Origin of the sequence: Alistipes megaguti, assembly GCF_944320325.1 — a bacterium.
In the GTDB taxonomy this organism is placed as follows: Bacteria; Bacteroidota; Bacteroidia; order Bacteroidales; family Rikenellaceae; genus Alistipes; species Alistipes megaguti.
On the sequence record NZ_CALUHA010000005.1, the window covers coordinates 1 to 20,722 of the forward strand.

At 61.3% G+C, this 20,722-nt stretch carries 20 protein-coding genes; 13 read left to right on the plus strand and 7 right to left on the minus strand.

All coding sequences use genetic code 11. From position 1 onward, the window contains the following. The coding region (locus PUQ42_RS02160; protein ID WP_273370551.1) for a class I tRNA ligase family protein at positions 1-1,233 on the minus strand (1,233 nt) is incomplete at its 3' end. 115 nt (positions 1,234-1,348) lie between these two features. Between PUQ42_RS02160 and lon the strand changes: the two genes are divergently transcribed. From lon to PUQ42_RS02185, 5 genes are read left to right on the plus strand one after another with little or no spacing between them, the layout of a single operon-like run. Continuing rightward, positions 1,349-3,814, plus strand: coding sequence for an endopeptidase La (lon, locus tag PUQ42_RS02165; protein WP_273370555.1), 2,466 nt, complete (start codon positions 1,349-1,351; stop codon positions 3,812-3,814). A gap of 12 nt (positions 3,815-3,826) precedes the next feature. Beyond that, complete coding sequence (locus tag PUQ42_RS02170; protein ID WP_087309498.1) at positions 3,827-4,210, plus strand: MmcQ/YjbR family DNA-binding protein; 384 nt, start codon at positions 3,827-3,829, stop codon at positions 4,208-4,210. 10 nt (positions 4,211-4,220) lie between these two features. Then, positions 4,221-4,985, plus strand: a complete 765-nt coding sequence (gene kdsB / locus PUQ42_RS02175; protein WP_087403681.1) for a 3-deoxy-manno-octulosonate cytidylyltransferase — start codon at positions 4,221-4,223, stop codon at positions 4,983-4,985. A gap of 4 nt (positions 4,986-4,989) precedes the next feature. Continuing rightward, positions 4,990-5,736, plus strand: coding sequence for a 3-deoxy-8-phosphooctulonate synthase (gene kdsA, locus PUQ42_RS02180; protein ID WP_122119550.1), 747 nt, complete (start codon positions 4,990-4,992; stop codon positions 5,734-5,736). Between the two features lie 8 nt (positions 5,737-5,744). After that, positions 5,745-6,710 (plus strand): KpsF/GutQ family sugar-phosphate isomerase, encoded by a 966-nt coding sequence (locus PUQ42_RS02185; RefSeq protein ID WP_122121453.1) that lies wholly within the window; start codon positions 5,745-5,747, stop codon positions 6,708-6,710. Positions 6,711-6,783: 73 nt separating this feature from the next. Here the strand turns inward: PUQ42_RS02185 and PUQ42_RS02190 are convergent, their stop codons facing one another. The 6 genes from PUQ42_RS02190 to trpS all read right to left on the minus strand — a co-directional run bounded on the left by PUQ42_RS02190 (position 6,784) and on the right by trpS (position 12,070). After that, the gene (locus PUQ42_RS02190; RefSeq protein WP_122119549.1) at positions 6,784-6,984 is read right to left on the minus strand and encodes a helix-turn-helix transcriptional regulator; all 201 of its coding nucleotides are present in this window, start codon (positions 6,982-6,984) and stop codon (positions 6,784-6,786) included. Further along, entirely contained in the window at positions 6,974-7,420 is a 447-nt protein-coding gene (locus tag PUQ42_RS02195; protein ID WP_273370560.1) for a hypothetical protein, read from the minus strand. The genes PUQ42_RS02190 and PUQ42_RS02195 overlap by 11 nt, the downstream gene beginning before the upstream one ends. Positions 7,421-7,568: 148 nt before the next feature. Continuing rightward, a complete protein-coding gene (locus tag PUQ42_RS02200; protein ID WP_273370562.1) occupies positions 7,569-8,594 on the minus strand; it encodes a threonine aldolase family protein in 1,026 nt (341 codons plus the stop codon). A 25-nt stretch (positions 8,595-8,619) separates the two neighbouring features. Next, positions 8,620-8,955, minus strand: a complete 336-nt coding sequence (locus PUQ42_RS02205; RefSeq protein WP_273370564.1) for a PAS sensor protein — start codon at positions 8,953-8,955, stop codon at positions 8,620-8,622. A 186-nt stretch (positions 8,956-9,141) separates the two neighbouring features. Continuing rightward, positions 9,142-10,923 (minus strand): chloride channel protein, encoded by a 1,782-nt coding sequence (locus PUQ42_RS02210; RefSeq protein WP_273370687.1) that lies wholly within the window; start codon positions 10,921-10,923, stop codon positions 9,142-9,144. A 16-nt stretch (positions 10,924-10,939) separates the two neighbouring features. Continuing rightward, the gene (gene trpS, locus PUQ42_RS02215; RefSeq protein ID WP_087308846.1) at positions 10,940-12,070 is read right to left on the minus strand and encodes a tryptophan--tRNA ligase; all 1,131 of its coding nucleotides are present in this window, start codon (positions 12,068-12,070) and stop codon (positions 10,940-10,942) included. 140 nt (positions 12,071-12,210) lie between these two features. Here trpS and PUQ42_RS02220 point away from each other — a divergent pair, with 140 nt between their 5' ends. The 8 genes from PUQ42_RS02220 to ahcY all read left to right on the plus strand — a co-directional run bounded on the left by PUQ42_RS02220 (position 12,211) and on the right by ahcY (position 20,628). After that, positions 12,211-13,113 carry a hydrogen peroxide-inducible genes activator gene (locus PUQ42_RS02220; RefSeq protein ID WP_087403675.1) on the plus strand — a complete coding sequence of 301 codons (903 nt, stop codon included), beginning with the start codon at positions 12,211-12,213 and terminating at the stop codon, positions 13,111-13,113. Positions 13,114-13,555: 442 nt separating this feature from the next. Then, positions 13,556-13,906 (plus strand): ribosome silencing factor, encoded by a 351-nt coding sequence (rsfS, locus tag PUQ42_RS02225; RefSeq protein ID WP_087308849.1) that lies wholly within the window; start codon positions 13,556-13,558, stop codon positions 13,904-13,906. Position 13,907: 1 nt separating this feature from the next. Continuing rightward, positions 13,908-15,983 carry an ATP-dependent zinc metalloprotease FtsH gene (ftsH, locus tag PUQ42_RS02230; protein ID WP_273370579.1) on the plus strand — a complete coding sequence of 692 codons (2,076 nt, stop codon included), beginning with the start codon at positions 13,908-13,910 and terminating at the stop codon, positions 15,981-15,983. A 36-nt stretch (positions 15,984-16,019) separates the two neighbouring features. Continuing rightward, a complete protein-coding gene (locus tag PUQ42_RS02235) occupies positions 16,020-16,868 on the plus strand; it encodes a phosphatidate cytidylyltransferase (protein WP_273370580.1) in 849 nt (282 codons plus the stop codon). 19 nt (positions 16,869-16,887) lie between these two features. Continuing rightward, a complete protein-coding gene (locus tag PUQ42_RS02240; protein WP_087308852.1) occupies positions 16,888-17,565 on the plus strand; it encodes a phosphatidylserine decarboxylase family protein in 678 nt (225 codons plus the stop codon). A gap of 4 nt (positions 17,566-17,569) precedes the next feature. Then, the gene (locus PUQ42_RS02245) at positions 17,570-18,676 is read left to right on the plus strand and encodes an AI-2E family transporter (RefSeq protein ID WP_273370581.1); all 1,107 of its coding nucleotides are present in this window, start codon (positions 17,570-17,572) and stop codon (positions 18,674-18,676) included. Then, positions 18,676-19,068 (plus strand): riboflavin kinase, encoded by a 393-nt coding sequence (locus PUQ42_RS02250; protein ID WP_273370582.1) that lies wholly within the window; start codon positions 18,676-18,678, stop codon positions 19,066-19,068. The genes PUQ42_RS02245 and PUQ42_RS02250 overlap by 1 nt, the downstream gene beginning before the upstream one ends. 150 nt (positions 19,069-19,218) lie before the next feature. Continuing rightward, positions 19,219-20,628: an adenosylhomocysteinase gene (ahcY, locus tag PUQ42_RS02255; protein ID WP_122119541.1), complete on the plus strand. Its 1,410-nt coding sequence runs from the start codon at positions 19,219-19,221 to the stop codon at positions 20,626-20,628. Positions 20,629-20,722 lie beyond the last annotated feature (94 nt).

The window sequence follows — 20,722 nt, forward strand, 5'->3', positions numbered from 1 at the left end:
GCGGTGTCCCCACCACAACTGACGCGAGATGCACCAGTCCTTGATGTTCTCCATCCAGTAGCGGTAGGTGTTCTTGTACTTTTCGGGGACGAAGCGGATCTCGTCCTCCATGACGGCCTTCGTGGCGGGCTCGGCCAGCTCCTTCATCGAGAGGAACCACTGCATCGAGAGTTTCGGTTCGATGGCCACGCCCGTACGCTCCGAGTAGCCGACGTTGTTCGTGTAGGCCTCGACCTTCTCGAGCAGGCCGGCCTCGTCGAGATCCTTCTCGATCTGGCGGCGGACGTCGAAACGGTCCATGCCGACATACATGCCGACCTTGTCGTTGATCGTGCCGTCGTCGTTGAAGATGTCGATGGTCTCCAGGCCGTATTTCTCGCCCAGCATGTAGTCGTTCACGTCGTGGGCCGGGGTGACCTTCAGGGCACCCGTACCGAACTCGATGTCGACGTACGTGTCGCGGATGACGGGGATCGAGCGGCCGACGAGCGGCACGATGACGCGGGCGTCGGCGGGCAGATCCTGATAACGCGGGTCATCGGGGTTGACGCAGAGGGCCGTATCGCCGAGGATGGTCTCGGGACGGGTCGTGGCGACGACGATGACGCGGTCGGAACCTTCAACACGGTAGCGCAGGTAGTAGAGCTTTCCGTGCGACTCCTTGAAGACGACCTCCTCGTCCGAGAGGGCGGTCTGTGCGGCGGGGTCCCAGTTGACCATGCGCACGCCGCGGTAGATCTTGCCCTTGTCGTAGAGGTCGCAGAAGACGCGCAGGACGCCTTCGGTGCGGATGTCGTCCATCGTGAAGCAGGTGCGGTCCCAGTCGCACGAGGCGCCGAGCTTGCGCAGCTGTTGAAGGATCACGCCGCCGTACTTCTCCTTCCACTCCCAGGCGTATTTGAGGAACTCCTCACGCGTGAGCGAGGACTTCTCGATGCCCTTTTCGCGGAGCATGGCGACGACCTTTGCCTCGGTGGCGATCGAGGCGTGGTCCATGCCGGGGACCCAGCATGCGTTCTTGCCCGACATGCGGGCGCGGCGCACCAGCACGTCCTGCAACGTGTTGTTGAGCATGTGGCCCATGTGGAGCATGCCGGTGACGTTGGGGGGCGGGATGACGATCGTATAGGGTTGGCGCTGGTCGGGTTCCGAATGGAAGAGCTTGTGGTTGATCCAGTAGTCGTACCATTTGGCTTCGATCTGCTTGGGTGCGTATTTGTCAGCGATTTGCATGGCTGGTAGATAATTAAACGTTGTTTCCGAGGGGGCAAAGTTATCAACAATCTGTCAAAGATGAAATAAATTCTGCGAAAAAACGTTACCTTTGCGCATTGTATATAGGAAAAATATGAGCAAAAAAGATAAGATCGAAACTGTAGAAGTGGACGACGTGAGCCTCGTCCCCGAGCTTCTCGACGGCAAACACCGCGTGATCCCCATCGTGACGGGCGGTGACGAACCGGTCGAGGAGGTCGAAGTCCCGGAGATTCTTCCGATTCTTACGCTGCGTTCGTCGGTGCTCTTTCCGGGCGCCATCACCCCCATTACGGTCGGGCGTGACAAGAGCATCTCGCTGGTCCGCGCGGTGAATGCCGAGGGCGGGCTGCTGGGAGCCGTGCTGCAGCGCGAGAGCGAGGTGGAGGACCCTTCGCCGGACGACATGTACAAGGTCGGCACGGCAGCCCGGATCATCAAGATCCTGGAGATGCCCAACGGCAACCTGACGGTGATCCTGAATGGTCTGGAGAAGATCGAAATCACGGAATATGTCGCCACGGAGCCCTATTTCAAGGCCCGCGTGGTGGCGCTGCGCGACTCGACGCCCGATCTGAAGAGCATCGAGTTCGAAGCCCTCGTGGACTCGATCCGCGACGTGGCGCTGGGAATCATCAACATCTCGCCGTCGATGCCCAAGGAGGCGGCCTTCGCCATCAAGAACATCGACTCGAAACGCGGCTTCATCAACTTCATCTGCTCGAACATGGAGCTCACGGACGAGGACCGGCAGTCGCTGCTCGAAGCCCCCGGCCTGCTGGCCCGTGCGCGCAAGCTGCTCGAGATCCTGATCCGCGAACAGCAGCTTGCCGAGTTGAAGAACCAGATCCAGGAGCGCGTCAAGCAGGAGATCGACAAGCAGCAGCGCGACTACTACCTGCAGCAGCAGATGCGCACGATCCAGGACGAACTGGGCGACGGCCCCGATGCCGACATCGAAAAGATGCGCGAGGAGGCCAGGAAGAAGAACTGGCCGAAGGAGGTCGGCGAGACCTTCGAAAAGGAGTTGCAGAAGGTCGAGCGGCTGAACCCCGCCGTGGCGGAGTATTCGGTGCAGATGACCTACCTGCAGCTGTTGCTGGAGCTGCCTTGGAACGACGTGACGAAGGACAACCTCGACCTGAAGCAGGCCCGCGAACAGCTGGACCACGACCATTTCGGACTGGACGAGGTCAAGGAGCGTATCTTGGAACACCTGGCCGTCATCAAGCTGAAGGGCGACCTGAAGTCCCCGATCCTCTGCCTGTACGGACCTCCGGGCGTGGGCAAAACCTCGCTGGGCAAGTCGGTGGCCACGGCCTTGGGCCGCAAGTTCGGCCGTATCTCGCTGGGCGGACTGCACGACGAGTCGGAGATCCGCGGACACCGTCGTACCTACATCGGCGCCATGCCGGGCCGGATCATCCAGACGATCAAGCGGTGCGGTTCGTCCAATCCGGTGATCATCCTCGACGAGGTGGACAAGGTGACGGTCTCGAACCACGGCGACCCCTCGAGCGCGCTGCTCGAGGTGCTCGACCCGGAGCAGAACACCACCTTCCACGACAACTACATCGACATGGAGTACGACCTCTCGAAGGTGCTCTTCATCGCTACGGCCAACAACGTGGGCAACATCGCCCCGGCGCTGCGCGACCGTATGGAGATGATCAACATCCCGGGCTACCTGATCGAGGAGAAGGTGCGCATCGCCCAGGATCACCTGCTGCCGAAGCTGCGCGAGGCCCACGGCATCAAGCCCGACGAGCTGACGATGAGCGACGCGGTGATCGAACAGGTCATCTCGGACTATACGCGTGAGGCGGGCGTCCGCTCGCTGGACAAGCATCTGGCCAAGATCGCCCGGGCACGTGCCAAGCAGATCGCCTTCGACGAGGAGCCCCGGCCGGAGATCACGGCCGAGGATGTCGCGAAGATCCTCGGCATGCCGAAGTTCCTGCGCGAGGAGTACGAGGTGGGCGGCATGACGGGTGTCGTGACGGGTCTGGCATGGACCGAAGTGGGTGGTGACATCCTCTACATCGAGTCGTGCCTGACGCCCGGCAAGGGGCGCATCAGCCTGACGGGCAACCTGGGCGACGTGATGAAGGAGTCGGCGACGATTGCCCACGAGTGGGTGATGGCCCACTACAAGGAGTTGGGCATCGACCCGAAGATGTTCGAGACGAACGACATCAACATCCACGTTCCGGAGGGTGCGATCCCGAAGGACGGCCCCTCGTCGGGCATCACGATGGTCACCTCGATCGTCTCGACCTACACGGGCCGCAAGGTGAAGGAGCGGATCGCCATGACGGGCGAGACGACCCTCCGCGGACGGGTGATGCCCGTAGGCGGCGTCAGGGAGAAGATTCTGGCGGCCAAGCGGGCCGGCATCACGGAGCTGATCCTTTCGGACGAAAACCGCAAGGACATCGCCGAGATCAAGCCCGAATACGTCGAGGGTCTGACGTTCCACTACGTGCGCACGAACGACGAGGTGCTGGCGCTGGCGCTGGAGCCGAAGCCGGCCTCCGACGCAACGACCGTTAAGGAGTAAATATCCGGGAAAATGAATATCGAGGATTTCCGTCGCTATTGTCTGTCGCTGCCGGGCGTGCATGACGACTTCGCCTTCGGGAAGGCCACCTCCGAATACGACCGCAATCTGCTGGTCTTTTACGTGGTGGACAAGTGGTTCTGCTTTGTGAATGCCGAAGCGTTCGACTTCTGTACGATCCGCTGTGCTCCGGAGGAGATTCCCGTGCTGATCGATCGCTACGAGGGAATCACCCCGGGTTGGCACATGGACAAGCACCACTGGATCAGCGTTCGTTTCGACGGGGATATTCCGGCGGAGGAGATTCTCGACCTGGTAAAAAAATCGTACGGGCTTGCGAAGGCGAAACTGACGGCACGTCAGCGCCGCGGGCTCGAGGCGGATGCAACCGAATAGCAGTGAAGGTATGAAATTCATCGCAATCATTCCGGCGCGCTACGCGTCGACGCGTTTCCCGGCCAAGCCGCTGGCCCGGCTGGGGGGCAAACCCGTCATCCAGCGGGTCTACGAACAGGTGGCCGGCGTGCTGGACGACGCCGTGGTGGCTACGGACGACGAGCGGATCTACGAGGCCGTGCGGTCGTTCGGCGGGCGGGTCGAGATGACCTCGACGGCGCACCGCAGCGGTACGGACCGCTGCTGGGAGGCCTACTGCAAGCAGGGCCGGACGTACGACGTGGTGGTCAACGTGCAGGGCGACGAACCCTTCATCCGCCGCGAGCAGCTCGAGGCGGTGAAGCGCTGCTTCGATGACCCCTCGACCGACATCGCCACGCTGGTGAAGCCCTTTGCGGAGTCCGACGGCCTTGAGGCGCTGGAGAATCCCAACTCGCCGAAGGTGGTGCTCGACGCGCAGTCGCGGGCGCTGTACTTTTCGCGGTCGGTGATCCCCTACCTGCGCAACGTTCCGCGCGAGGAGTGGCTCTCGCGGCATACCTTCTACAAGCACATCGGCCTCTATGCCTTCCGCACGGAGGTGCTGCGTGCGGTGACCGCGCTGCCGCAGTCGCCGCTCGAGCTGGCCGAATCGCTCGAACAGCTGCGCTGGCTGGAGAACGGCTACAAAATAGGTGTGGGCATCACGCCGGTCGAGACCGTGGGGATCGACACGCCGGAGGATCTGGTGCGCGCCGAGGAGTTTTTGAAACAACACCCCGAATTCAACCGATAACGTTATGATACTGATTGCCGGACCCTGCGTCATCGAATCCGCCGAACTGCTGGACACGGTGGCCGAACGCCTTGTGGCCATCAACCGCCGCCTGGGCACGCAGATCCTCTTCAAGGCCTCGTTCGACAAGGCCAACCGCACGTCGATAGCCTCGTTCCGGGGCCCGGGTCTCGAGAAGGGGCTGCAGATGCTTGCCGACGTGCGCGCGAAGTGGGGGTTGAAGCTCCTTACGGACATCCACGAGTCGTGGCAGGCTGCGCCGGTGGGCGAGGTGGTGGACGTGATCCAGATCCCGGCCTTCCTGTGCCGGCAGACCGACCTGGTGGTGGCCGCCGCGAAGACCGGACGCACCGTGAACATCAAGAAGGCGCAGTTCCTTTCGGGGGCCGACATGCGCTATCCCTACGAGAAGGCACTCGATGCCGGGGCCCGCGAAGTGTGGCTCACCGAACGCGGCAACTCGTTCGGCTACAACAACCTGGTGGTCGATTTCCGCAATATCCCGGACATGCTGCAGATCGCGCCGACGGTGATCATGGACTGCACCCACTCGGTGCAGCGTCCCGGTGCGGCGGGGGGCAAGACGGGCGGCAACCGCGAATTCGTTCCGGCGATGGCCCGGGCCGCGAAGGCCTTCGGCGCTACGGGCTACTTCTTCGAGGTGCACCCCGATCCGGACCGGGGTCTGAGCGATGCGGCCAACATGCTGCGGCTCGATGATCTGGAACCTTTGATCGAAACTCTGCTTTGAGCAACAATATGATCGATACAGCTAAAGAGCAAATTTTGGAGGTGGCCCGCAAGGCGGTGCATACCGAGATGTTGACGCTCCGGCATCTGGAGGAGTCGCTGGACGACTCGTTTGTCGAGGCCGTGGAGATGATTCTTTCGAGTCACGGCAAGTGCATCGTGACGGGTATGGGCAAATCGGGCCTCGTGGGGCGCAAGATCGCCGCGACGCTCGCCTCGACCGGCACGCCGAGCTTCTTCCTCCACCCGGGCGAGGCCTTCCACGGTGACTTGGGCATGATCTCGAAGGAGGATATCATCCTGGCACTCTCCTATTCGGGCGAGACGGACGAGATTCTGAAGATCGTCCCCTTCATCCACTCGAACGGCAACCGCCTGATCTCGATGACGGGTAACCCCGACTCGGCGCTGGCCAAGAATTCGGACGTGCACCTGAACGTGCGGGTCCAGAAAGAGGCCTGCATCCTGCACCTGGCCCCCACGTCGTCTACGACGGCACAGATCGCCATGGGCGATGCGCTGGCCGTCTCGCTGATGCAGCTGCGGGGCTTCACGAGCGTCGATTTCGCACGCCTGCATCCGGGCGGCAGCCTGGGACGGCGCCTGCTGATGACCGTGGGCAACGTCATGCGTGACCACGACCTGCCGGTGGTGGCTCCCGACTGCCCGGCCACGGAGATGATCCACGCCATCTCGAAGGGCGGGCTGGGACTGATCGTCATCTGCGAGGGCGACCGCATCGAGGGCATCGTCACGGATGGTGACGTGCGTCGGGCCATGGAGCGGCTGCGGGGTGAGTTCTTCAATATCAAGGCAAAAGATATCGCCACGCCGCACCCGAAGACGATTGCTCCGACCGAGAAGCTGATCGAAGCCGAGAAGATGATGACGCGCAACAAGGTGACCTCGCTGCTCGTTACGGACGAGTCGGGCAAGCTTGTGGGCGTGATCCAGATCTACGACATCAAGCTCTGACCGGGGGGCGGCCGGAAGCCGATACTCCGGAGCCGGTTAAGGGGAGAGACCTCTGTGAGGCCGCTCCCTTTTTTTATTCGCCTGGCTCCAACTGGAAGAGCTCTTCGACGGGCTTGGCAAACTGGCGGGCGATCTTCAGCGCCAGCAGCGTCGAGGGGATGAAGCGTCCCGCTTCGATCGCATGGATCGTCTGGCGGCTCACCCCGACGGCATCGGCCAGCTGCTGCTGGGTCAAGCGCCGTTCGGCCCGTTCGACACGGAGTCTATTCTTCATGCGAGGCCTCCTTTCTCAACCGCCACAACATCATTCGTTCGATCACGAGGAAGAGTACGGGCAACAGACAGAGATTGAAAATCATGAAGTAGAGATAGGTGAAGTCGTAGAGCACGAGAGCGGCTATCACGGCGATACCGGTCGTTGTGTAGAGGGCGGCCAGCAGGGCATTGAGGCGGATTCGGGCGATGAGTTCGTCCTCGACGCGTTCGCGTGAACAGGTGATCAGGAGCGATCCGAGCAGTACGCCGATCAGCGCGACGTTGTTGCTGATCCGGTTGGCGATGTCGCCGGCCACGGCCGAACCGGGCAGCAGAAACGAGGGGAATCCGTTGAATCCGTCGATGGCCATCAGCAGGCCGAAGAGTGCGGTCGGGATGAACAGCATCCATCCGATCCGTTTGAACGGGTGGGGAAGCAGCAGCATTCGATTCATGGTTGTTCGTTTTTGTCGGTCAGGCAGCCTGTCGGAGGTGCGCACTTCTCCCGACTGCTGTCGCAAATGTAAAATAAACTTTACAAAATAGCAAGTAAACGCGACAAAAAAACGAACGTACTGCCTTCCAGCTACCGTTCGGCTGGGGTCAGAGCCGGGCTGTCAGCGCGTCGATCTGCTCGTCGGTGGTGGCCCAGCTGGTGACGAACCTTACGACGGACTCCTCCTTGCCGCGCGGCCCCCACAACTCGAAGGTGGCGTACTGACTGAGCCGGTCGATCTCGCGGTTCGGCAGGACGAAGAACTGTTGGTTGGTCGGCGAGTCGATGTGGAGCCGGTATCCTTTTGCGAGCAGGGCCTCTTTCAGCCGCCTGGCTGTCGAGATGGCCTGTCGGGCAATCCGCAGGTAGAGCTCTTCGGTGAAGAGCGTCTCGAACTGCACCCCCAGCAGCCGACCCTTGGCCAGCAGGGCGCCGTGCTGCTTGACGAGGGTGAAGAAGTGCGGCAGCAGCTCGGGCCGCGTGATGACGACCGCCTCGCCGAAGAGCAGGCCGGTCTTGGTGCCGCCGATGTAGAAGACCTCGCACAGCCGGGCGATGTCGCGGAGCGTGAGGGTATTCTCCTCCGAGGCCAGGGCGTAGCTGAGCCGTGCACCGTCGAGGTAGAGCGGGATCGAGTAGCGTTGGCAGACGGCATGGATCGCCTCCATCTCACTGAGCGTGTAGAGTGTCCCGAATTCGGTCGGGTGCGAGAGGTAGAGCATCCCGGGGGCGACCATATGGGGCCACGTTTCGTCGCGGTAGAATTCCTCGATCCAGCGGTCGATCTCCTCGGCGCGGATCTTGCCTTCGTGCGAGGGGAGCGTCAGGACCTTGTGGCCGGCAGCTTCGATGGCTCCGGCCTCGTGGACGTTGATGTGACCCGATTCGGCGGCCAGCACCCCTTCGTGCCGGCGCAGCAGACCGTCGATGACGGTGGCGTTGGTCTGCGTGCCGCCGACCAGAAAATGAACCTCGGCCTGCGGGGCGCCGCATGCCTGCCGGATGAGTTCGCGGGCCCGCTCCGTATGGGGGTCGCAGCCATATCCGGGAGTCTGTTCGAGGTTGGTCTCCAGCAGGCGGCGCATCACCTCGGGGTGGGCCCCCTCCATGTAGTCGCAATCGAAATGCAGCATCTTCTTCTTACTTTAAGTGTTTTTGTCATGACCGGACGTAGTGGGGCATCTCGTCGGGGAGCTCCATCGAGAACTCCACGAGTCCGCCGATCCGTTCCTCGTCGTACCAGACGGTCTGGTAGATCAGCTTGCGGATGCCCTTTTTATGAATGGTGTAGACGTTTCGGCCGCCGTCGTCGAGCAGCCGTCGGATGATCTCCCGCGAACGGTCGTTGTGGCAGGGGAGGAGCGAGCGGCCCCTCACGTCGCCGTTGACCTCCACGGAGCGGCGGTTCTGGTAGCAGACCATCCCTTGCGTGTCGCAGAGCGTGACGGCGCAGTCGAGCGCATCGGCCCACGAGGGGCTGTCAAAAGAGATCATGGTGTATTGTGTTGGTTTTGGGTTTTCGAGTGTATCGGAGGCGGTGAATGCCACCGGCCGCGGTGCTTCGGCCTTCCGTGTCTACCCCATCCGTCCGACGGGCCTCTTCTCCGTTGGCTCCTTCCGAGCTCCGGCTTTCCGCGTCTCCCCATCCGCCCGACGGGCTTCTCCTCCGTCGGCTCCTTCCTACTGCTGGATCTTGACCAGCTGTTCGCGGTAGGCGTTCAGGATCCGCGACTTGGAGATGAATCCCAGATAGTGGTTCTGTTTGTCGACGACGGGCAGCATCCAGGTGTGCTTGTCCTCGAACTTCTCCATGACACTCTGAATGGCCTCGTGTTCGAGAATCTTGTCCGGGGGCGGGATCATGTAGTCGGAGATCGGACGGCCGTATTTCTGGGGCTTGAACATGTCCTCACGCAGGTCGTCGAGCTGTACGACGCCCAGCAGGCGTCCGAAGTTGTCGATCACGGGGAAGATGTTGCGCCGGGCCGTGGAGATGATGTGGACGATGTCGCCCAGTGTCATGTTCTCCTTGATGCGCAGGAAATCGGTCTCCATCAGATCCTCCAGCTTCAGGAAGACGAAGACTGACTGGTCCTTGTCGTGGGTCAGCAGTTCGCCCTTCTTGCGCAGCTGCTTGGTGTAGATCGAATCGGGGTCGAGGTAGTAGTCGACGGCAAACGAGATGCAGGCCGTGATCATCAGCGGGATGAAGAGGCCGTAACCGTTCGAGAGCTCGGCGATCAGGAAGATCGAGGTCAGCGGGGCGTTCATCACGCCGGACATGACGCCGGCCATGCCCACGAGTGTGAACGAGACGATCGAGACCTCCCAGTGGAACAGCAGATTGCAGATGAGCGCCAGCGAGGCTCCGGTGAAGGCCCCGACGAAAAGCGAAGGGGCGAACGTACCGCCGACACCGCCTGCAGCGTTGGTCGAGGCCATGGCGATGACCTTGAAGAACATCGTGGCGATGACGAAGAGGACGACGACCCAGTCGATGTCGCGGAAGCGGTAGAAGAGCGAGTTGTCGAACAGTTCCTGCTCGTTGCCGTGCATGAGTGAGGTAAATCCTTCGTAGCCTTCGCCGTAGAGGGGCGGGAAGACGAAGATCAGGATGCCGAGGATGGCGCCGCCCAGGATCCACTTCTTGTATTGCCTGTCGATGCGTTTGAAGAAGTCGCCGATGCGGGCGTTCATCGAGGTGAAGTACCAGGCCATCAGACCGCACAGCACGCCGAGGAGGATGAAGAGCGGGATCTGCCACAGTTCGAAGGCATCCTCGGGCGCCAGCGTCACGGCCAGAATGGGGTCAAACCCGCGGAACGTGAAGGCGATCGTCGTGGCGGTGATCGAGGCGATGAGCAGCGGGATGACCGATGCGGCGGTGATGTCGAGCATGAGGATCTCCAGCACGAAGACCACACCGGTGATCGGGGCCTTGAAGATGGCGGCCAGGGCGGCACCGGCGCCGCAGCAGAGCAGCAGCGTGGAGTGTTTGTAGTTGAGGTGCACCAGCCGGCTGATGTTCGAGCCGATGGCGGCTCCGGTCAGCACGATCGGGGCCTCAGGACCGACCGAACCGCCGAATCCGATGGTCGTGGCACCTCCGACGATCGAGGTCCAGCAGTTGTGGGCGGCGATGCGGGAGTTGCGGCTCGACATGGCGTAGAGGACGCGCGTAACGCCTTCGGAGATGTTGTCGCGCACGATGTAACGGACGAACAGCGTGGCCAGGATGATACCCACGGCGGGGTAGATCAGGAAGAGGAAGTGGGCGCTGTCGACCGGGAACCAGTTTGTCAGACCGGTTTTGATGGCGTAGAGCAGCATCTCGAAGAGATAGGTGCCCAGTCCGGCGAGCGCACCGACCACCACCGCCAGCAGCATCATCATCTGGCGGTTTGAAAGACGCCGTGTCAGTTTGAGAAAGGCGGCGTAGATACGGTCGGCGCGGAGTTCCATGCGGCGCACGGCAGGATCAGTGTTTGAGTTTCTCGGCGTACTGGCGGGCCTGCTCGTCGATGAGCTGCTGGTCCTCGAAGTAGTTGATCTTCATAGCGCGGCGCACCTCGGCCAGGGTTTCGGCCGCAGCGGCACGTGCCGTTTCCGACCCTTTGCGCAGCACGTCGTAGACCTCGCCGATGCGGGCCTCGTAGTAGTGGCGACGTTCGCGGATGGGGTTGAGCGTCTCGTTGAGGATCGCGATGAGCAGCCGTTTGACCTTCACGTCGCCCAGACCGCCGCGGCGGTAATGAGCCTTCAACTCGTCGAGCGAGGCGTATTCGGGGAGGTATTTGGCGAAGTGTTCCGGGCGGCTGAAGGCGTCGAGGTAGGTGAAGACCGTGTTGCCCTCGACCTTGCCGGGATCCTCGACGCGCAGGTGGTCGGGATCGGTGTACATGCCCATGACCTTTTTCTTGACCTCGTCGGCCGTATCGGAAAGGTAGATGCAGTTGCCCAGCGACTTGGACATCTTGGCCTTGCCGTCCGTTCCGGGCAGGCGCAGGCAGGCGGCGTTGTCCGGCAGCAGGATTTCGGGCATGGTGAGCGTCTGGCCGTAGACCGAGTTGAATTTGTGGACGATTTCGCGCGTCTGTTCGATCATCGGCTCCTGGTCCTCGCCCACGGGGACGGTCGTGGCCTTGAAGGCGGTGATGTCCGAGGCCTGGCTGATCGGGTAGGTGAAGAATCCGACGGGGATGCCCTGCCGCTGGGTGGTGTCGCCCTCGACGGCCCCTTCGGCGAATCCGCGCAGCTGGATTTCGGCCTTGACGGTGGGGTTCCGCTGCAGGCGCTGCACGGTGACCAGATTCATGTAGTAGAACGACAGTTCGCACAGTTCGGGGACCTGCGACTGGATGAAGAGGGTCGACTTTTCGGGATCGAGGCCTACGGAGAGGTAGTCCAACGCCACCTCGATGATGTTCTGGCGCACCTTTTCGGGGTTGTCGGCGTTGTCGGTCAGGGCCTGGGCGTCGGCGATCATGATGAATATGCGGTCGAAGAGTCCGGAGTTCTGCAGCTCCACGCGGCGGCGCAGCGAGCCCACGAAGTGTCCCAGATGGAGGCGGCCCGTGGGACGGTCGCCGGTGAGGATGATTTTTGCCATAGCGGTATAACTGTTCTGAATGGTATTTGGGAGACAAACATACGAAAAACAGCGCGGGGCTTCAAAAAAAGTTGTAGGATATAGATTAATTTTATATCTTCGTTCTGAGAAATAAATGTCTGTTATAAAAAATACCTGTTATGACAATCATCCAACTCGAGTATCTGTTGGCGGTGGCCAACTGCGGCAGTTTTTCGCAGGCTGCCGAACATTGCTTCGTCACGCAGCCGTCGTTGAGCATGCAGATCAAGTCGCTGGAGGAGGAGTTGGGGGTTGTGCTGCTTGACCGGTCGAAGAAGCCGGTGATTCCGACCGAAGCGGGGGCTGTGGTTTTGGACCGGGCCCAGGAGACGATCAAGGCCTACAACTGCATCCGCGAGGCGGTGGCCGAACTCAAGGGCGAGACGGCCGGCAAACTGCGTCTGGGCGTGATTCCGACCATTGCGCCCTATTTGCTGCACAAGTTCATTCCGTCGTTCGTGCACGACTACCCGAAGGTGGAACTGGAGATTTCGGAGATGATCACCTCGGATATCGTCGAGGCTTTGAAGCGGGACCGGATCGATGCGGCGCTGGTGGCCAGCGGGACGTGCGGCGAGGGGATCCTCGAGCAGGAGCTCTTCAACGACCGCTTCTACGTCTACGTTTCGCCCGAGAATCCGCTCTACGAACGGCAGAATATCCGCATCGAGGATATCGACCTGAAGGATCTGGTGATTCTGAGCCCGGGCAACTGCATGCGTGACCAGATCATCGAACTGTGCCAGGCTCGGCGGTCGATGCCTTCGCACTACTCGTTCGAGTCGGGGTCGCTCGATACGCTGATGCGCATCGTCGACTGTACGCCGTGTCTGACGATCATTCCCGAGATGGCTGTCGAGTACATTCCGGCCGAACATCGCGACCAGTTGAAGACCCTCTGCAAGGGGGCCACTTCGCGCAAGATCGCCATTGCCGTCCGGCGCACCTACGTGAAGAGTTCGATCATCAAGGCACTGACCGACACGATTCTGGCGAGCGTCGGGGTGCATCCTCAGGCATAGTTCCGGGAGCCGGCTGCAGGTATGGTTCCGAAGGCCGGCTGCAGGCATGGTCCCGAGGGGGCATTTGGCCGCAGACATAATCTCCGGCCGGGTGCGAAGGAGGGAGATTATGTCGGTTGGCGGCTCAGGGTGCGGTCTCCTGACGGCCGTTCCGGCCCACTCGACCTGCAGGCTGTTTCCATCCGCACAGTTCAGCGAGATCCCGATGTCGAAGCGATCGCCGTTACGGGAGACCGTCAACGATCCTTTGCTGACCACTTCGGCGACGGGGCCTTCATCGTAATCGACCGTGAACCGGTCCGATCCGTTGCGTGCACTAAAATTCCGGAGAATCGGGTGTCGGGGTGGAAAAGGGGCCTCATTACGCGATTTTTAACCGGTAATTTTCAAATCTCATTCTCTTTTCATACCTTTGCAAGGTTATAGACATCTATTGGAAATTATGGACAAACTGATCGAAACGATCGTCAGCGCGATTGAAGATAAGAAGGGAAAGAATATTGTATCGTTGGACCTTCGGGGATTCGACGGTGCAATCTGTTCGTACTTCGTGGTCTGCAACGCCGATTCCACGACGCAGGTGGCGGCCATCGCCGACGGTATTGAAGAGAAGGTGCTTGAGACGCTGGGTGAAAAGGTCTGGCGCATCGAGGGTCAACAGAACGCCGTATGGATTGCCATGGACTATGTGGATGTAGTGGTTCACATCTTCCAGACGGAGCTTCGCAGCTTCTACCGGCTCGAAGAGCTGTGGGCCGACGCCCCGATGGTGAAATACGAATACGAGGAGTAATATGGCACAGAATCAGAACAAACGCAACAATAATCCGAAAATGAACATGCCGCGGCCCTCGCTGCTGTGGGTTTACGGCGTGATTGCGGCGCTGATCGTCGGCTATTACCTGTTCAATCCGTCGAACGACCGGCCGCTCGAGAGCGACTGGTCGACGGTCCGGGAGATGGTCGAGCGGGGCGACGTGACGAAAATCCAGGTCATCAACCGCGACGAGGCGCAGGTCTTCCTTTCGAAGGAGGCCGCCGACCGTTACCGGAACGACTCGGTGGACAAACGCTTCCGCCGACTGCCCGAATCGGGTGCGCAGCTGACCTTTACGATCGGCTCGGTGGATTCGTTCCGCGAGGATCTGCAGGCTGCCGAGGCGCAGTCGGGACAGGATGTTCCGGTCGTCTATCAGAACGAGCGCAACGACTGGACGTCTCTGCTGGTCAACCTGCTGCCGTGGATCCTCATCATCGGCGTATGGATCTTCGTCATGCGTTCGATGGCGCGCGGTGCGGGCGCCGGGGGCGGAGGCGGCATCATGAATGTCGGCAAGGCCAAGGCGCAGGTATTCGACAAGGACAACTCCAAACGGGTGACATTCAAGGATGTGGCCGGACTGGAGGAGGCCAAGGTCGAGATCATGGAGATCGTCGACTTCCTGAAGAAGGCCGACAAATACAAGGAGCTGGGCGCCAAGATTCCGAAGGGAGCGCTGCTGGTGGGCCCTCCGGGAACGGGCAAGACGCTCCTGGCGAAGGCCGTGGCCGGTGAGGCCAATGTGCCGTTCCTTTCGATTTCGGGTTCGGACTTCGTGGAGATGTTCGTCGGGGTGGGCGCCTCGCGCGTGCGTGACCTCTTCGAACAGGCCAAGCAGAAGGCTCCGTGCATCGTCTTCATCGACGAGATCGACGCCATCGGCCGGGCCCGCGGCAAGAATGCCGGCTTCTCGGGTAACGACGAACGCGAAAATACGCTGAACCAGCTGCTTACGGAGATGGATGGCTTCCAAACCAATACGGGCGTCATCGTGCTGGCGGCGACGAACCGTGCCGATATTCTGGACAAGGCACTGATGCGCGCCGGACGTTTCGACCGTCAGATTGAGGTGGGTCTCCCCGACGTGAAGGAGCGTGAGGAGATCTTCAACGTGCACCTGCGTCCGCTGAAACTCGATCCGCAGCTCGACCGCTCGTTCCTGGCGCGCCAGACCCCGGGCTTCTCGGGTGCCGACATCGCCAACGTCTGCAACGAGGCGGCGCTGATTGCGGCCCGTCACAACAAGAAATTCATCTCGAAGGAGGACTTCCTGGCTGCCATCGACCGCATCGTGGGCGGTCTGGAGCGCAAGAACAAGATCATCACCGACGACGAGAAGCGCGTGATCGCCTACCACGAGGCGGGCCACGCCACGGTGAGCTGGATTCTGGAGAACGCCAGCCCGCTGATCAAGGTGACGATCATCCCGCGCGGCAAGGCGCTCGGAGCGGCGTGGTACCTGCCCGAGGAGCGTCAGATCACCACGCGCGAGCAGATGATGGACGAACTGGCCGCCACGCTGGGCGGCCGCGTCTCGGAGCAGCTGACCTTCGGCGAAGTGTCGACCGGTGCGCTGAACGATCTGGAGCGCGTGACCAAACAGGCCTACGCCATGGTGGCCTACTACGGCATGAGCGACCAGGTGGGGACGCTCTCCTACTACGATTCGACGGGCCAGAGCGACATGTCTTTCACGAAACCCTACTCCGAGGAGACGGCCCGGCAGATCGACGCCGAGGCGCGCCGGGTGATCAGCGAGGCCTACCGCATGGCCGAGAAGGTGCTCAAGGAGCACAAGGAGGGGTTGAAGGAGCTGGCCGAACTGCTGTTGCAGCGCGAGGTGGTCTTCACGGAGGATGTGGAGCGGATCTTTGGCAAGCGGAAGAAGGATATCGAGCGCGAACGTCGTGAGGCGGAGGCCAAGGCCAAACCCAAGGCTGCGGAGGGATCGGCTCCGGCTGCTGCGACGGATTCGACCGCCGCGACCGACACCGCGGCATCGGATGCCGCGACGGACGATCCGGAGCATCCGGCCTCGGGGGAGAAATAAGCGGAACAACCTGTAACGACCTGACTACTGAAACCGATGAACGAAAAACTGAAGAATCTGCTGGTCCGAACGTTGAGCGGAGCGGTCCTTGCCGTGGTTGTCTTGGGGGCCATTGCGTGGTCACAATGGAGCTTCGGCGCGTTGCTGGCGCTGTTGCTGATCGTGGGAATGCGTGAATTCTACACCCTGACCGAGGCGCGGGGAGCGGCTCCGCAACGGATCGTCGGTCTGGTTGTGGGGTTGGTGCTGCTGGCGCTGAATTTCGCCGTCGTGTGCGACGACATCCAGATTCTGGGGAGTGCCAACCGGACCTTTGCCTTCGGCATGGCCTTTCTGCTGTTGCTGCTTCCGGTGATGTTCATCTGCGAACTCTTCCGCCGCCGGGAGAATCCCGCGGTCAATATCGCCACCACATTGCTGGGGGTGATCTACGTGGCGCTTCCCTTCTCGCTGATGTGCTACTTCCCGATCATCGCCAGCGAGGAGTGGAGTCCCGGCGTGATGATGTTCTACATCTTCATCATCTGGGCCAACGACGTCTTCGCCTATCTGGTGGGGATGAGTCTGGGACGTCACCGGCTTTGCGAACGCCTCTCGCCCAAGAAGTCGTGGGAAGGCTTCTTCGGTGGAGTCATCGGTGCCGTGGCTATGGGACTGGTTGCCGCATGGGCGCTCAAGGGCAACTATGCGGCATGGGCAGGACTGGCCTTCGTGGCCTCGATCACCGGCGTATTGGGCGATCTGGTGGAGTCGATGTTCAAGCGGGCGGCCGGCGTCAAGGATTCCGGTCGGCTGATCCCCGGCCACGGCGGTGTGCTCGACCGTTTCGATGCCGAACTGCTTTCGGCGCCGTTCGTCTTCGTCTATATGCTTTATGTGATGTAACTCCAAATCGTACCGAAATATGAGAATCAACAAGGAAGGATACAAGATCATCGGAGTTTCGGGCGCCGTGTGCCTGCTGATCTGGTGGCTCTTCTACCGGATGCTGGTCAACGAGTCGGGCACGGCTCTGCTGTGGGGCGGAACGATCTTCCTGCTGCTCTTCTGGTTCTTCATCGTGGCCTTTTTCCGCGAGCCGCGTCGGGTCCGCATCCACGACAACGATCTGGTCTTCGCACCGTGCGACGGCCGTGTGGTGGTGACCGAGGTGGTGCGCGAGAACGAGTACCTCCAGGAGGAGATGATGCAGATCTCGATCTTCATGTCGATCACCAATGTCCACATGAACTGGGTGCCCGTCGGGGGCGAGGTGGAGTATTTCAAATACCATCCGGGCCGTTTTCTGGTGGCGTGGCACCCGAAGTCGTCGACCGAGAACGAACGGACGACCACGGTGGTGCGGATGCCCTCGGGCCAGCGGGTGCTGTTCCGCCAGATTGCGGGGCTCATCGCACGGCGGATCGTCTCCTACATGAAGGTGGGCCATCAGGTGGAGCAGAACAGCGTCTGCGGCTTCATCAAGTTCGGATCGCGCATCGACGTGCTGGTTCCGAAGGACAGCGAACTGCTGGTGGAGATCGGCGATCCGACAATCGGTTCGCAGACGCCGATCGCCCGTCTGCGCAAGGTGGAGGAGTAGAGCCATGAAGACGACGCCACAGACGGTTCTGAAGTTCATCGTGGGTGCGGCCATCGCCACGGCCGTGCTCTTTCTGGTGTGGTACTTCTCGTCGATCGTCGTCTACATTCTGGTATCGGCCGTTCTGGCCGTCATGGGGCGACCGCTGGTGAAGCGGCTGTCGGATCTTCACATCCGGGGCTGGCGGGTTCCGCGCTGGCTGGCGGCGCTGGTGACGCTCGTGGTGATCTGGGCGATCTTCGCGGCCTGCTTTTCGCTCTTCGTGCCGCTGGTCTTCAACAAGATCAACCAGTTTGCCCATGTGGACTTCACGGCCGTCATGTCGAGCATCAGCGAACCCGTAGCGCGGGCACAGCATGATTTGCAACGCCTCTTCGCCTTGCCCGAGAGCACCTTCTCGCTCTCCGAGGAGCTGACGACGGCCATGCGTCAGATCATCGACCTCGATTCGTTGAACCGTCTCTTCTCGTCGGTCATCGGCGTGGTGGTCTCGTCGGTCATCGCCATCTTCTCGATCTCGTTCATCACCTTCTTCTTCCTCAAGGAGGAGGGACTCTTCTACGCCATGGTCACGGCGGTCTTCCCCGAACACTACCACGAAAACATCACCCGCGCACTGGATTCGGTGACGCTGCTGCTGGGCCGTTACTTCACGGGTATCCTTACGGAGAGCCTGTTGCTGATGATCGCCGTCTCGCTGGTGATGATGGCCTTTGGGATGACGACGGCCGATGCGGCCTTCATCGGGCTGATCATGGGGGTGATGAATGTCGTGCCCTACGCCGGACCGCTGATCGGCGGCATCCTGTCGGTACTGGTGGGTATCGTGACACCGATCGAGGGGATGCCCGTCGGGCATACGGTGCTGGTGATTGTCTGCACGCTGCTGGTCATCAAGGGAATGGATGACTTCATCCTCCAGCCGACGCTCTACTCGAAACGGGTCAAGGCCCATCCGCTGGAGGTCTTTCTGGTGATCCTGATCGCCGGATCGCTGGCCGGGATTCTGGGCATGCTGCTGGCCATCCCCTCGTATACGGTGCTGCGGGTCTTCGCCAAGGAGTTCTTCTCGCAGTTCAGCCTGGTGCGCAAACTGACCGAAAAGATCTGATGGAACGGGTGGTGATCGAGGGGGTGGTGGAGCATGGACGGCGCCTGGGCCGGGAGTTGGGCTTTCCGACGGCCAATCTGGCCGTGGCGGCGGACCTTCCGCTGACGGATGGGGTCTATCGCTCGCGGGTCGAGATCGACGGCCGCTGGTACGACGCCATGTCGAACCTGGGCTGCAACCCTTCGGTGGGGGGATCGGAACGCCGCCTCGAGACCCATGTCTTCGACCTGACGGAGTCGCTCTACGGACGCCGCCTGCGGGTCGAACTCGTGGAGAAGATCCGCGACGAACGGCGTTTTGCCACGGTGGAGGAGCTCCGCGAACAGATCGCCCGCGACCGGGAGCGGATCCGCGAGCTGATCGCCGCCGAGGGGGCCGCCGAGAGGGTTTGAATGGCCGCCTGGGGGCTGCCGTGGGGGATGACCGAAGAAGTTGAATAGCCGCTGCGGGGTGGAGACGAAGGAGAAATAATGCGGTTGCGACTGCGGCGGAGGCTGCGGTACGGCGACCGAAACGGATACAACACTTAAAATTGAAACGATATGTTTTTGGACACAACGCTTCCCTATAAGGTAGCCGACCTGTCGCTGGCCGAGTGGGGACGCAAGGAGATCGAGATCTCCGAGCACGAAATGCCGGGCCTGATGGCCGTACGACGCAAATATGGCCCCAAGAAACCGCTGAAAGGGGTCCGCATCATGGGCTCGCTACACATGACGATCCAGACGGCGGTGCTGATCGAGACGCTCGTCGAACTGGGCGCCGAGGTGCGCTGGTGCTCGTGCAACATCTTCTCGACGCAGGACCACGCCGCGGCGGCCATCGCCAAGGAGGGGATTCCGGTCTTCGCCTGGAAGGGCGAGACCTTGCCCGAGTACTGGTGGTGCACGGCCATGGCGATGTCGTTCCCGGGCGGCAAGGGCCCGCAGCTGGTTGTCGACGACGGAGGCGATGCCACGCTGCTGATCCACAAGGGCTTCAAGGCCGAAAACGACGCCTCGACGCTTGACTGTGCCCCCTCGTCCTATGAGGAGGAGGTGATCCTCTCGACGCTCCGGCAGGTACTGGCCGAGGATCCGCAGAAATGGCACCGCACGGTGGCCGAGTGGAAGGGCGTGAGCGAGGAGACCACGACGGGTGTACACCGCCTCTACCAGATGCAGGCTGCCGGCGAACTGCTTGTTCCGGCCATCAACGTCAACGATTCGTGCACCAAGTCGAAGTTCGACAACCTCTATGGCTGCCGTGAATCGCTGGCCGACGGCATCAAGCGCGCCACGGACGTCATGATCGCCGGCAAGGTGGTAGTCGTGTGTGGCTACGGCGACGTGGGCAAGGGTTGCGCACGCTCGATGCGCTCGTACGGCGCACGGGTAATCGTCACGGAGATCGACCCGATCTGCGCACTGCAGGCCGCCATGGAGGGCTTCGAGGTGAAGACCGTCGAGAGCGCCCTGGCCGAGGGCAACATCTACGTCACCTGCACGGGCAACTGCGACATCATCACGCTCGAACACATGGAGCGGATGCGTGACCAGGCGATCGTCTGCAACATCGGCCACTTCGACAACGAGATCCAGATGGCGCGACTGGAGAAGTCCGATGCCGTGAAGATGAACATCAAGCCGCAGGTCGACAAGTACACCTTCCCCGACGGCCACTCGATCTTCATCCTGGCCGAGGGACGACTGGTCAACCTGGGTTGCGCCACGGGGCACCCGTCGTTCGTCATGTCGAACTCCTTCACGAACCAGTGCCTGGCCCAGATGGAGCTGTGGCAGGAGGATCTGAAGGTGGATGTCTACCGCCTGCCGAAACACCTCGACGAGGAGGTGGCGCGCCTCCACCTGGACAACCTGGGAGTCGAGCTGACCCACCTGACGCAGAAGCAGGCCGACTACATCGGCGTACCGGTCGAGGGCCCCTACAAGGCCGAGCACTACCGCTATTGATGTGGCGGCGGAGCGATCCGCAGCATACGGGACGGCGCAGATCCTCAGACAGGGTTTGCGCCGTTTTCTGTTCCGAACGGGAGATGAAAAATCC

Bases quoted from the DNA above. Each gene is read 5' to 3' on its own strand.
- PUQ42_RS02190 (WP_122119549.1), bottom strand. From the start codon at position 6,984: ATGAAGAATAGACTCCGTGTCGAACGGGCCGAACGGCGCTTGACCCAG.
- PUQ42_RS02245 (WP_273370581.1), top strand. From the start codon at position 17,570: ATGAAGACGACGCCACAGACGGTTCTGAAGTTCATCGTGGGTGCGGCC.
- rsfS (WP_087308849.1), top strand. From the start codon at position 13,556: ATGGACAAACTGATCGAAACGATCGTCAGCGCGATTGAAGATAAGAAG.
- lon (WP_273370555.1), top strand. From the start codon at position 1,349: ATGAGCAAAAAAGATAAGATCGAAACTGTAGAAGTGGACGACGTGAGC.
- PUQ42_RS02210 (WP_273370687.1), bottom strand. From the start codon at position 10,923: ATGGAACTCCGCGCCGACCGTATCTACGCCGCCTTTCTCAAACTGACA.
- PUQ42_RS02185 (WP_122121453.1), top strand. From the start codon at position 5,745: ATGATCGATACAGCTAAAGAGCAAATTTTGGAGGTGGCCCGCAAGGCG.
- ftsH (WP_273370579.1), top strand. From the start codon at position 13,908: ATGGCACAGAATCAGAACAAACGCAACAATAATCCGAAAATGAACATG.
- PUQ42_RS02195 (WP_273370560.1), bottom strand. From the start codon at position 7,420: ATGAATCGAATGCTGCTGCTTCCCCACCCGTTCAAACGGATCGGATGG.
- PUQ42_RS02250 (WP_273370582.1), top strand. From the start codon at position 18,676: ATGGAACGGGTGGTGATCGAGGGGGTGGTGGAGCATGGACGGCGCCTG.
- PUQ42_RS02170 (WP_087309498.1), top strand. From the start codon at position 3,827: ATGAATATCGAGGATTTCCGTCGCTATTGTCTGTCGCTGCCGGGCGTG.
- PUQ42_RS02235 (WP_273370580.1), top strand. From the start codon at position 16,020: ATGAACGAAAAACTGAAGAATCTGCTGGTCCGAACGTTGAGCGGAGCG.
- kdsA (WP_122119550.1), top strand. From the start codon at position 4,990: ATGATACTGATTGCCGGACCCTGCGTCATCGAATCCGCCGAACTGCTG.
- kdsB (WP_087403681.1), top strand. From the start codon at position 4,221: ATGAAATTCATCGCAATCATTCCGGCGCGCTACGCGTCGACGCGTTTC.
- PUQ42_RS02205 (WP_273370564.1), bottom strand. From the start codon at position 8,955: ATGATCTCTTTTGACAGCCCCTCGTGGGCCGATGCGCTCGACTGCGCC.
- PUQ42_RS02220 (WP_087403675.1), top strand. From the start codon at position 12,211: ATGACAATCATCCAACTCGAGTATCTGTTGGCGGTGGCCAACTGCGGC.
- PUQ42_RS02240 (WP_087308852.1), top strand. From the start codon at position 16,888: ATGAGAATCAACAAGGAAGGATACAAGATCATCGGAGTTTCGGGCGCC.
- ahcY (WP_122119541.1), top strand. From the start codon at position 19,219: ATGTTTTTGGACACAACGCTTCCCTATAAGGTAGCCGACCTGTCGCTG.
- PUQ42_RS02200 (WP_273370562.1), bottom strand. From the start codon at position 8,594: ATGCTGCATTTCGATTGCGACTACATGGAGGGGGCCCACCCCGAGGTG.
- trpS (WP_087308846.1), bottom strand. From the start codon at position 12,070: ATGGCAAAAATCATCCTCACCGGCGACCGTCCCACGGGCCGCCTCCAT.